Origin of the sequence: Streptomyces sp. NPDC046876 (assembly GCF_040645035.1) — a bacterium.
GTDB lineage: Bacteria > Actinomycetota > Actinomycetes > Streptomycetales > Streptomycetaceae > Streptomyces.
Map to the genome: position 1 here is coordinate 31730 of NZ_JBEYXK010000011.1, position 11640 is coordinate 43369.

At 73.7% G+C, this 11640-nt stretch carries 9 protein-coding genes; 4 read left to right on the forward strand and 5 right to left on the reverse strand.

Annotated features, from left to right (window positions below; translation table 11 throughout):
• Window positions 1-78 precede the first annotated feature (78 nt).
• Genes ABZ924_RS09385 through ABZ924_RS09395 form a run of 3 tightly spaced genes read right to left on the reverse strand, consistent with a single transcriptional unit; the run spans window position 79 to window position 4598 of the window.
• Window positions 79-1512: an extracellular solute-binding protein gene (locus ABZ924_RS09385; RefSeq protein ID WP_361906248.1), complete on the reverse strand. Its 1434-nt coding sequence runs from the start codon at window positions 1510-1512 to the stop codon at window positions 79-81.
• Window positions 1509-4250: a VWA domain-containing protein gene (locus ABZ924_RS09390; protein WP_361906250.1), complete on the reverse strand. Its 2742-nt coding sequence runs from the start codon at window positions 4248-4250 to the stop codon at window positions 1509-1511. Before ABZ924_RS09390 ends, ABZ924_RS09385 begins: the two co-directional genes overlap by 4 nt.
• A gap of 3 nt (window positions 4251-4253) precedes the next feature.
• Window positions 4254-4598, reverse strand: a complete 345-nt coding sequence (locus ABZ924_RS09395; RefSeq protein WP_361906252.1) for a hypothetical protein — start codon at window positions 4596-4598, stop codon at window positions 4254-4256.
• A 283-nt stretch (window positions 4599-4881) separates the two neighbouring features.
• On the opposite strand from ABZ924_RS09395, the gene ABZ924_RS09400 reads away from it, so the two are divergent.
• The gene (locus ABZ924_RS09400) at window positions 4882-5973 is read left to right on the forward strand and encodes a PP2C family protein-serine/threonine phosphatase (protein ID WP_361906254.1); all 1092 of its coding nucleotides are present in this window, start codon (window positions 4882-4884) and stop codon (window positions 5971-5973) included.
• 119 nt (window positions 5974-6092) lie between these two features.
• Window positions 6093-7001, forward strand: a complete 909-nt coding sequence (locus tag ABZ924_RS09405; protein ID WP_361906256.1) for a PhzF family phenazine biosynthesis protein — start codon at window positions 6093-6095, stop codon at window positions 6999-7001.
• Between the two features lie 29 nt (window positions 7002-7030).
• Here ABZ924_RS09405 and ABZ924_RS09410 read toward each other — a convergent pair whose 3' ends face one another.
• Entirely contained in the window at window positions 7031-8164 is a 1134-nt protein-coding gene (locus ABZ924_RS09410) for an alpha/beta fold hydrolase (protein WP_361906258.1), read from the reverse strand.
• 84 nt (window positions 8165-8248) lie between these two features.
• Between ABZ924_RS09410 and ABZ924_RS09415 the strand changes: the two genes are divergently transcribed.
• On the forward strand, window positions 8249-9232 hold the full coding sequence (locus ABZ924_RS09415; RefSeq protein ID WP_361906260.1) for a winged helix-turn-helix domain-containing protein: 984 nt from the start codon (window positions 8249-8251) through the stop codon (window positions 9230-9232).
• Window positions 9233-9467: 235 nt separating this feature from the next.
• Window positions 9468-10925: a M1 family metallopeptidase gene (locus ABZ924_RS09420; RefSeq protein WP_361906262.1), complete on the forward strand. Its 1458-nt coding sequence runs from the start codon at window positions 9468-9470 to the stop codon at window positions 10923-10925.
• Window positions 10926-10942: 17 nt separating this feature from the next.
• On the opposite strand, the gene ABZ924_RS09425 is transcribed toward ABZ924_RS09420, so the two are convergent.
• Window positions 10943-11443, reverse strand: a complete 501-nt coding sequence (locus ABZ924_RS09425; protein WP_361906264.1) for a peptidoglycan recognition family protein — start codon at window positions 11441-11443, stop codon at window positions 10943-10945.
• Between the last annotated feature and the right edge of the window lie 197 nt (window positions 11444-11640).

Genomic DNA, 11640 nt, shown 5'->3' on the forward strand with positions numbered 1-11640 from the left:
GCGGCACCGCGCCGCACCCCCACACCGCACCGCACCCCCACCCCCGCACCGCACCCTGCTCCTCGGCCGGTCGGGCGGTCATCCTCGGGGCAGCGCCCTGCGCAGCCTCGCGTCGAGCTCCTTGGCCAGCTGCGCATCGGACGGCGGGTCGTCGTTCTGGAGCTTGGCCAGTTCGGCCGCGAAGGTCCGGGTGAAGGCGCCGTAGAGAGGGGTGCGCGGCCGCTGGACGGCGTTCTCCAGGGCGGGCAGCAGGGTGGTGCGCGCGTAGTGGGGGCGGCCGTGGGCGTCCCGTGGCATCCGGTCGGTGCGCTCGCTCGTCGGGGCCGCGGTGGCCGTGCCCGTCGGCTTCGCCGCCGTGCAGGTCAGCTTGTCGTCCTCGTACGCGGAGAGCCGGGTGGCCGCGAAACCGGCGTCGAGCAGGCAGCGCTCGCTCTCCCTGCCGGTCAGGAACTCGACGAGCTGCCGGGCTGCGGTGCTCCGCTGCGAACCCCGCGCCACGGCCAGGTTCTGGCCGCCCAGCACCGCCCTGCCGGGCAGCGGGGCGACGCCGAGCTGCTCTTCGGTCAGGGACTGGTGGAGGGTGCGGTAGGCGTACGGCCAGTGGCGCAGGAAAGCGGTGCGGCCGGCCGTGAAGTCGGTGAGGGTGTCCGCCTCGTCGGAGTGGACGGCCTCCGGCAGGGTGTAGGCGGCCTGGGTGCGGTCGCGCAGTTCGTCCAGCCCCGCCTTCAGGCCGTCCACGGAGCCGGCGTAGCGGCCCTCCTCGTCGGTGAGGGCGAAGTCGTCGGCGGCGGAGGCGAAGGCCTCGACGCCGTTCACGGTGAGGCCTTCGTAGGAGGCGTCGAGCTGCGCCGTCCAGCCCTTCCGGTAGGCGTCGGACGGCTTCTTGCCCGGCGCGTCGAGGGCGCGGACCAGCTGTTGGACCACGGGCCAGCGGGTGCCCTTGGCGAGGCCGGGGTCCGCCTCGATGCCCGCGCTCTTGAGGTAGTCGCGGCGGTAGAAGAGCAGCCCGACGTCGCTGTTGAAGGGAACGGCGTACACCTTGTCCTTCCAACGGGCGGTGGCGGCCACGGACTTGATGACGTCGGCGTCGACCAGCGCGTCGGGGAGCGGCTGGACCAGGCCCGCGGCGGCGAACTCCGGCACCCAGGTGACGTCGAGGTTGACCACGTCGTACTCGGCGCTGCCGGACTGCAGTGCGCCGAGCAGCTGGCTGCGCTGCTGGTCCGCCGAGCCGGGCAGTTCGACCAGACGGGCCCGGTAGCCGGAGCCCTTGCGCTCCTGCTCCGCGTTCCACGCCGCGATCAGCTGCTGGCGGATGCCCCCCTTGCCGGTCACGTCCCGGCCGCTGGCCAGCACGATCTCGCCCGGAGTCTCGGCCGCGCCCCCCGGTCCGGCTTTGCCGGCGGCCGGTCCGCCGGTTCGATCGCCGCCGCCGTCGCATCCGGCGCCGGCCAGGAGGGCGAGGACCACCAGAGCGGTTGACGCGCCGCGCCGCCGCAGACCGTGCCTCATCCTTCGCCCCCCGTTCCGGTCCTGGCGACCTCGTCCCGCAGCCGGGCGACGAGATCGCCCTTGGTGTCCAGACAGCGCCCGCCGCTCGCCTCCGAGACGGCCGCGTCCGGTTTGCCCTTGTCGCAGCCGCCGCTGTCCAGGGAGGCCATGACCACCGGGATCTTCTTCTCCCGTGCGGACGCGAGCAGGGTGCCCAGGCGGCCGCCCTCGGTCAGCCGGTTGTTGTCCTCGTCGTCCGTGATGTAGACGATCAGCTGCGGGCGGTGGTCGTCGGTGCCGCGCCGCGCCATGTCGTCCAGGGCTGCGACCAGCGCCTGGTACGGATCGGCCTCCAGGTCCTTGACCTTGGCCCCGGCGTCGACGGTGCGGCGGGCCTCGTCGAGCTTGTGCCTGCCGAACTGCAGCACCTCGCTGTACGCCCGGCCGCCGCCCGGCTCGCTCGCCACGCCCCAGACGCCGTACTCGTCGCGCTCGCCGAGCCCGGCGAGGGACTGCCCGATGATGCCGGGCGCCCCGCCCGGACCCTCCCACAGGGCTCCCATGGATCCGGAGGAGTCCAGCAGGAAGAGCACCCGCCCGGGCCCGTTGGCTTCCCGGTAGTCCTTCAGCGCCTTGTCCATCGTGGCCGGTCGGACGGTGCTCGTGAGCGGCCCGGGGTTCTCCAGGGCGCCGAAGTCGCTGAAGACGATGCCGGCGCCGAGGGGCCGGTGGAGGGTGGACGCGCTGCGGAATCCGTCCTTCCCGAACACGGCGAGTCCACCCGGGGCCCCCGGCGCGGACGCTTGGTCTCCGTTCTGCCCGGCCGCGGTCTTCCCGGCCGCTGCCTTCCCGGCCGCATTGCCGGTCAGCCAGCCGTGGAAGCGCTCCACGGCCTCGCTGCGCGCCTTCGCGTCCCGGTCCGCTCCGCGCCAGCCGACCCGTACGAACGTCGGGGTCAGGCCGGGTACATCGGCCGGGTACGCAGCCATCCGCCGGGCCCGGGTGATGCTGTCGCAGCCGGTTCCGGTGTGGAGCAGGAACTCCGGCACCAGGACGGCGGTCCGCCCGTCCGCTTCGTCGCCGGGCAGGGTGCACAGCAGGTCCGCGCCCGTACGGGAGGGGGGTCCGCTCTGGGCCACGCTGCGCTCGGCAGCGGCCTGGTCCGGTTGTCCCGTGCCGTACAGGCCGACGGTCGCGAGGAGGCCTGCGTCGGTGTACTCCGGGTCCGTGCGCCGTATGTCGGCGCGGTTCTTCAGCGCGGCGGTCAGGGTCGCGAGGCTGCCGACCCGTTCGGAGGCCGCCTCCGCCGCCAGGTTCTGCGGGACCGCGAGCACGAGCGGCGAGTACGCGAAGGGCTCGAGGTCGGGCCCCAGCTCGACGTACGTCCGCTCGCTGGTGGCGGTGCGGGCCCGGTCCACGTCCGCCGATTGAGCCGGGATCCAGATGTCCGGCTGGGGGCCGATGTCGCGCTGCGGATTGTTGTCGTCGCCCGCCGGCCGCTGCCAGGGGTCGGACTGCCGGTTGAACGCGGCGACGGCCGCGGCGGCTCCGGCGCTGTAGACGGTGATGCCGCTGCGCCTGCACGCGCCGTCCGTCACGTTCTCCTGCGAGGTCAGGTACGCCTCGGCGGCCCTGCGGACGGTCGGTTCGAGGTCGGGGTCGGTGAGCAGGCGGAGTTCGAGCGGCGGCTTGCAGGCGGCCCCGTTCCCGCCATCGATGACGGCGAGGCAGCCGATGACCAGGCCGGCGATCGCCGTCGGCACGCCGACGACGGCCGCGAGCCGCCGCCCGGTGAGGGGTCCGAACGGGCGGGGGCCGGGCCGGATGCCCATGTCGCGTCGGCCGGCCCGGCCCGGTCTGACGAGTCGGACGAGCCGGATGAGCCGGACGAGTCCGACGGGCCGGCGGTCGGGCCGGCGGCCGGGCCGCCCGTCGCCGGGCACGTCCGGGTCCCCGGGGGACTCCGGCGGGGGCTCGTCCGGCAAGGGCAGAGGAGGGGCGGCGAGCAGTACGCCGGCCCCGGGGGCGGAGCGGCTCTGCGGCTCCCACGGCTCCGGAGGCTCGCGCAGCGTTGTGTGGTGCTCGGACATGTGGGCCCGGAGCCGGTCGGCGAGCTCGTCGAAGCCGACCTCACCGCCCTGACCGTGCAGACCGTCGCGCAACAGGCGGATGAGGTGCCCGGTGAACGGCGTGGGCGTGTCGTCGTCACCCGCGTCGATGCGGTTGTTGGCCTGCACGCTCATCAGCAGGGAGGTCCGCTGCCGCTGCGCGGTGTCGAGCGCGTCCCAGGCTGCCGAGGCGTTGCCCGCGTAGCAGCAGTCGAGGATGACGACCACGTGCTCCGCCCTGCTGCGGGAGAGCACGGTGAGGACGCTCTTCCAGGGCACCGCACCGAGGAACACGGAATCGGCGCCCGGGACGATGGTCGCCCGCCGCATCAGCAGCCAGAGCTCGTCACCCGTGCTGGGCACCGCTCCGTGGCCGGAGAAGTACAGCAGGAGCAGTCCTTCGGCCGCGTCGACCTCGGCGCCCAGCCGGCGGTCGAACTCGTCCACGGTGCGCGGCCGGGCGACGGTGATCCCGTCCTCGGGGAAGACCCCGCCCTCGCGGAGCGCGCTTGCCAGCCCGGCCAGGTTGTGCTCCACCGCCTTGAGGTCGCCGGGCACTCCGGTGGGGTGCTCGGGCTGTTTGAAGGCGTATTCGGGTACTCCGACGAGCAGCGCCCGGTTCTCCTTCCCCCGGGGGTCGAAGCGCGCCACCGGCTATCTCCCGTCACCGTCGGGCGCGACCTCGACCTCCGGGGGCTCGCCGCTTTCCACGGCGCGGCGGTTCTCCCGCCATGCGCGCACCCCGCTCTTCACCTGCTCGTACACCTCGTCGAACAGCTTGGGCGCGATCGCTCCGATCAGCACCAGCACGATCTCCAGCCCGGCCCCCATCGGGCTGGCGGGCCCGTCCGCAGTGCCCGCCCGCACCCGGATCTCCAGGCCGCCGGCGTCCCTCAGCGCCTCGAGCTTGTGCTCGCGCTCCAGCCACGCCTTCAGCGCCCCGATGTCGCTCTCGCTCGCGCCCTGCGTGAGGCGCACGCGGACAGCGGTGTTCGCCATAGCCTCCCCCTTAGCCACAACTCCCCATGATGGCACGTGATTTGAAAGCAGGGGGACCCTTCGGCAGCGAATCGGACCGCACGGCGAACCGCACGGCGGACCGCACGGCGAACCGGGCGTCGGACCAAGGCGGCGGCCCCCTGCTGCACGGGCGACCACCTTCGCGCCTTTCGCGTCTTTCGCGCACCTATTCGATTACCGGCTGTGCGCCGGCCCCCGGGCGGGCAGCCGGTTCCGATCCGCCAGAGCGCTGTGCCCGCATTACGTAGATATTCTGTGAAGTGTGATCGAGTCTGGACGACCGCGGTTCCGTCGGCGCCCCGGCCCGGGAAGACTAGTGCGGCTGTCGCCGGTCATCCTGACCGTCGTCATCGCCAGCCTGGCCTACTCCACTCCGCCAGAAATGGCCTTCAGCCGCCTCCTGCCCGCGGCGCCGGCCTTGGCCGCCGCCATGTGGCCGGTCCTGCCGACCGTCCTGCTCGGGACGGTCTGCCTCTTCCTGATGATCGGCCTCAGCCTCGTGTTCCCCGATCTGGGTACGTGGTGGACGGCCGCGGGGATCATCGCGGTCACCGTCGCCGCCGCGTACGGAAGTCATCTCCGGCTCGAGCGGGAGCGCACCCTCTTTCAGGTACGGCTCGTCGCGGACGCCGCGCAGCAGGTGGTGCTCAGCCCTCTGCCCCGCCGCCTGGGAGACGTCGAGATCGAGTCGCTGTACCTCGCGGCCGCGGCGGAGGCCAGCATCGGCGGGGATTTCTACGAGGTGGTCGACACGCCCTTCGGGGTCAGGCTGCTCATCGGTGACGTGCGGGGCAAGGGCCTGCCGGCCGTGGGGGCGGCCGCGGCGATCGTCAACGCCTTCCGGGAGGCGGCCTACAGCGAGTCCGAGATGGTCGACGTCGCACGCCGACTCGACGCCAGCAGCACCCGTTACAACGCCGCCTTTCCGCCCGACGGGCCGATGGAGCGCTTCGCCACCGCCCTCCTCGCCGAGATCCCGCACGGGGGCAGACGTATCCACATCCTCAACTGCGGACACCCGCCGCCGCTGCTCCTGAACCGCGGGAAACTCCGCGTCCTCGAGCCCGACACCCCCTCCCCACTGCTCAGCCTCGCGGAGCTGATCGGCGATCACTACAACGTCGACACCTTCAGCTTCGCCCCCGGCGACCTGCTGCTCCTCTATACCGACGGAATCGCCGAGGCCCGTGCCCGCGGGGGCGAGTTCTTCCCGCTGACCGCATGGATGCGTCGACAGCCCCCGACGCCGCCCCGCGAACTGCTCACGGTCCTCCACCGCGACCTCCTGCAGCACAGCAAAGGCCACCTCGACGACGACATCGCCGCCCTCGCCGTACGCCGGCGCGAGCCGTGAGGTGTTCTCCTGCGTGGGGTCCGGTCTGACTCGGGCGGGTGGGGTAACCGTGGAGACCGGGTGGGCAGAGCCTCCGTGTCAACCACGACACAGAGTGGAAAGGGCCCGCCAGGATGGCCATGTCCGATACGACCTTGCTCGTCCATGCCTGTCTGCGTGACGGTCGCGGCGGGAGCCCCACTGCAGTGGTGCTGGACGACGAACGGCTGAGCGATGAGGACCGCCGACGCGTGCCCGCGGAACACGGGACCTCGCACGCGGTCTTCCTCCACGTGGATCGCACGAGGGCCCGCGAGCGTTCCTCCGAGCCCTCCGTGGACGGGCAGCCCGTGGTCGGCCTGCGTTTCTTCACCCGTGAAGGCGAGCTGCCCGCCTGCGGCCACGGCACGGTCGCCGCCCTGGCCGTCCTCGCCTCCCGGGCCGGGGCCGCGGCGCCCTACCGGGCCCGCCTCCGGACGTCCACCCGCATGTTCGACGGGTGGGCGGTGCGGGACGGGGCTCGCATGTCCGCGGGCTTCGACCCCGGCCCCGTAGGCCTTCGCCCTGCCACCGCCGCAGAGCGGGGGTCGGTGCTTGCGCCGTTGGGTGGTGCCGCGCAGGACGCCGGGCCGGTGGTGTGGGTGGCCGGGGTGGGCCGGGACCGCCTGCTGGTGCCCGTCCCCGACCGCGCCGCGCTCGCGGCGATGGACCCTGACCTCGAAGGGCTCCGTGAGGCCTGCGACCGCCTGGGGCTGCTGGGCGCGTACGTCTACTCGCCGCCCTCCGCCACGGGCCGGTTGGCGGCCCGCATGTTCGCACCCTCGATCGGGGTCCCGGAGGACATCGCCAACGCCAACAGCACGGCGTGCCTGGCCGCCGTCCTGGCGCGGCAGGGCATCGCGCACGTCGCCGTCGACATGGGCGATGCGGTCGGCAGCCCCGCCACCGTCACCGCCGCGTCTCGCCCCTTCTCACCTTCAGGCCTCCGGATCAGCGTGGGAGGCACCGCCACGGCCGTCGGCCTCCCCCCACACGCCGCCCGGTCATGACGACCGGCAGGCTCCCCCGGCGCGGGAGCTCATGCCGGCAGGTGGCGGGCGAAGAACGACCGTACGAGGTCGCGCACGGCCGGTACGGTCACGCAGGGGTCCGCCCGCCCGACCATGGCGGCGCGTCCACCCCCGGTCATCAGGCCGGCCTTGTGGAGCTGCGGGACGAGGGCCGCGTAGTCGGTGAAGACCCAGTGCGCGGCGTCGTCGAGCTGCCGCCGGGTGACGGGTCCGCCGTGCCCGAGGAGGGTGGCCCAGGACCGGTCCAGCCGGGCGTCGCGGAAGCCGTCGCTGCCGGCCAGGAGCAGCGGCCGGTCCGTCCCGTCCCGGGCCACCGGGAAGAGTTCGCCGTCCATCCGGTCGAGGTACCCCTCCAGGTTGACGGCGGCGGCGATCCGCCGGTCCTCGTGGAGCGCCTGCGCGGCCGCGGTGCCGCCCGCCGAGTGCCCGTAGACACCGACCCGGTCCAGGCCGAGGGCGTCGAGGACGAAGCGGAGGTCGGCGACGCGGGTGTCGATCATCGTACGGAAAGTCGCCGCGTCGATGTCCGGGCGCAGCGCGGTCGTCCGGACCCGGGCGCGGCCCGGCCGCTCGTCGGGGAACTCCACCTCGCTGGCGTCCCCGGGGTGGTCGACGGTGATGACGGTCCAGCCGTACGAGGCGAGGTCGATCGCCAGCGAGCTGCCCATCGTGCGGGCGTCGCCGCCGCCGGGGCTGTAGAGCAGCACGGGGCTCCGGCCGGACATCGGCGGGGCGCCGGCCCGGGCGTGGGTGAGGGTGGCCGCCCAGTCCACCCCGGCGGCCGGCAGGTGCGGATGGATCAGGGGCGCGAGGAAGGCGAACTCGGCGGCGGCGCCCGGAGCGAGCTGCGGGGCGCGCGGGAAGCCGCGGCCGAACACGGTCGGCCGCAAGGCGGTGACCATGAGCTCGCGCACGCCGATCCGGGGTTCCCAGGGGTCGTTGCGGGAGCCGTCGACGAGGTGGAGGGTCCGGGCGCCGACCGGGTACGGGCCGGTGGGCGCCGGCAGCCGGAGGAGGAACGGGCCAGAGGGCCCGGCGGCCGAGGCGGAGCCGGGGGCGGCGGCGGTGAGGAACAGGCCGGCGGCGCCGGCGAGGGCGCTCTGGAGGAGGATACGGCGGCCGGGTGTGGAGGAAGCGGTCATGGACGGCATCCTGGGGGCGGGCGCGGCGCCGGGGCGAAGGTTGCGGCGGGGCCCGAAAGGCTTGCGCGGAGCGGGGGGATGTGCGTGATCCGGATCCATTTCACTGCGGACGACCTTGCCCGGGTGCGGTTCGCGCGGCGTCCCTCGCCCGTCCCCGAACTGCACGCGGCCCTGATGCTGCTGGGCGCGGCGCACGAGGAGCCGCTGCTCGGGCGGTGGCGGCACCGACTGCTGCGGAGCCTGCCGGGCGCGGTCGAACCGCTCGCGGACCTGGTGCCGGGTGGGCCGGGGGCGGCCCCCGCCTTCCTCGACGTCCTGGGCGACTCACTGGACGAAGGGGTCGCGCTGATCAGGGCGGCCCGCCCGGAGTCGGTGCGGGCCGGGATCGAGCAGGTGTACGCGCGAAGGCCGGCCCCACCGTGGATCCGGGCCCTGCACGGCGGGGACGCCGGAGCCTGGCGGATGGTGGAGCGGGCGCAGCGGGCGGCGTTCGAGTCGGTGCTCGCCCCGGTGTGGCCGCAGGTCCAGGACCTGCACCGGACGGAGTTCACCCGGCATGCCCTGGCGGTCGCCGAGCACGGCATCGGCGCCGCCCTGACCGGCCTGGCGCCCGGATCGCGGCTGCGCGGCGGAGTCTGGGAATGGCCCCTGCCGGGCGCCGGGGGCGTGCGGGAGGTCCACCTGGGCGGGCGCGGGCTGATCCTGCGCCCGACCTTCCACTGGCGTCGCGGACCGCTCGTCCAGGACCTGCCGGGTCGGCCGGCGGTGCTCTCCTATCCGGCGGGCCGGGGGCTGCCGCCCGTACCGGAGGGGGACGGCCCACCGCAGGAGCCCCTCGCGGGCGTCCTCGGACGCACCCGGCTCGCGCTGCTGCGCGCCTTGGACGAAGCGTGTACGACCACGGGACTGGCCCGCCGCATCGGCGTCGGCAATGCCACCGTCTCGGCCCACGCCTCGGCGCTGCGTGCCGCCGGTCTCCTCACCACCACCCGCACGGGCCGCTCGGTGCACCACGCGCGTACGGCCCTGGCAGAGCTGCTGCTGCTCGGCGACGCGGCCGGCGGCTGACGGGAGGTCCAGGGGCAGGCGCAGGGGCAGGGGCACCCTGTCGGCGGCCGCCGCCACCGGCCCCCGCGACGACGCACCGGCTCACGGGGCGGCGCACCTCAGGACCGGACGGGGGGCGTCCCCCCTCGCGGGGACGCGCCGCGCCGGGCGTGGTGGCCTGCGGACGGCGGCATCCGGGCCGCTTCCGCGGCGTGGCGAGGCCGGGTCGGCGCAGGGTTGACTCATGATCGGCCGGGTGAAGACCTACGGACGTCCGGCCGCCTTCGCGGTCGCGGGGCTGCTCGCCGTGCTCCCTGCGTGCTCGCAGTCCGGTGGCGGCGGGGCGGCTGCCCGTACCGGCAGCGCGGACCCCCCTCGGGCGGGGGCTGCCGGCGCGGTGTTCCGCGGGGGACACCCTGCCGCCGCGGGCGCCGGTGACCCGTACTTCCCGAAACTCGGCAACGGCGGCTACGACGTCACCCACTACGGCCTGACCCTGACCTACGACCCCGACAGCGGCCGCCTCGACGGAACGGCCGAGATCACCGCGAAGGCGACCGAGCACCTCAGCGCCTTCAACCTCGACCTCCGCGGCCTGAAGGTGCTGAGCGCCACCGTCGACGGCCGCGCGGCCGGGGTCCGGCAGGACGGGCAGGAGCTGACCCTGCAGCCGCGCGACCACCTCAGGAAGGGCACCGTCTTCCGCAGCGTCGTGCGCTACGCGGGCACGCCGGAGCCGATCACCCACGACCACGGGTGGCGCGAAGGCTGGCTGAGGACGGAGAACGGAGCCGTGGCGTTCGGTGAGCCGACGGGCTCGATGTCCTGGTTCCCGGGCAACCACCACCCCTCGGACAAGGCCTCCTACGACATCTCCGTCACGGTCCCCGAGGGAGTGCAGGCGATCTCCAACGGACAGCTGCGCGAGCAGCACACCAGCGGCAACCGCACCACCTTCCACTGGCACGAGGCCGAGCCCATGGCCAGCTACGTGGCGACGGTCGCCATCGGCAGCTACGACATCAAGACCTCCCGGACCCGTTCGGGCGTCCCCGTCGTCTCAGCCGTGGACACCACCGCGGGCGTCGACGAGGACGGGGCGGTCCTCGGCCGGTTCCCCGAGATCATGCAATGGGCCGAGGAGAGGTTCGGCCCCTATCCCTTCTCCTCCGCCGGGTTGATCGTCGACCGGGCGGCCGACGTGCCCTACGCCCTGGAGACCCAGACCAGACCCACCATTCCGGCCGGCATCTTCCACACCACGAACGTGGTGCACGAACTGGCCCACCAGTGGTTCGGCAACTCCGTCACCCCGCGGACCTGGCAGGACATGTGGCTCAACGAGGGCTTCGCGACCTACGCGGAGTGGCTGTGGACCGAGGACCACGGCGGGGCCACCGCGCAGGAGCACTTCGACCGCAACCACGCCAAGGCCGCTGACGACGACGAGTGGGACTTCCCGCCCGCCGAGCCGCCGACCGCCGCGGACATCTCCCGCCAGCCGGTGTACGTGCGCGGCGCGATGGTGATCCACAAGATCCGCCTGGCCGTGGGTGACGAAGCCTTCGGGGCCCTGGTGCGGGGCTGGACCCTGCGCCACCGCCACGGCTACGCCTCCACCCGCGACTTCACCGCGTACGCCCAGGCCCAGACCGGCCACGACCTCGATCCGATCTGGGACTCCTGGCTCTACGGCGACGGCAAACCCGCATGACCGGGGGCGAGGCGGTGTCAGGTCTTGATGCGCCGGCGGGCGCTCTTGACGAGCTTCATGTACTTGTCCCACTCCCACACGGGCCCCGGGTCCTCGTGAGAGGCCTCCGGGACCTCGACGTGGCCCAGGATGTGGTCCCGGTCGACCGGCACGTCGTACTTCGCGCAGATCGTGGCCGTGAGCACGGCAGACGCCTCGTACATCCCGTCGGAGTAGACGGGCTGGTCCACCCACCCTTCGTGTTCGATGCCGATGCTGCGCTGGTTGTACCAGACGTTGCCGGCGTGCCAGGCGACGTCGCGCTCGCGCACGCACTGGGCGATCCGCGTGCCGCTCGAGCTGATGACGTAGTGCGCGGACACGCCCTCGCTGGGGTCCTGGAACATCCGCAGCATGCGCGGCAGGACATCCGTCGTCAGGTGGATGACGACGTAGTCGATGGGGTACTCCTCGGGGCGGTCGGCGGACATGTAGTTCGTCTCGCAGGCCTCGACCCAGACGGCGGGCGCATAGTCCACCGAGGAATCCCGCCGCCGCACCGCGGTCGACCCGGCGGCGCCTCCCGCCTTGCGCACGGGAACCGCCGGCGCGGCCTGTGCCCCTTTCCCCCCGGGCCCCATCAGCTGGGACAGTCCGGCAACCGTCAGAGCCGTACTCGCCGCTCCGGCAGCGCCCCACAACAGCCGTCGCCGGCTGAGCGGGCTCTCCTCCATGA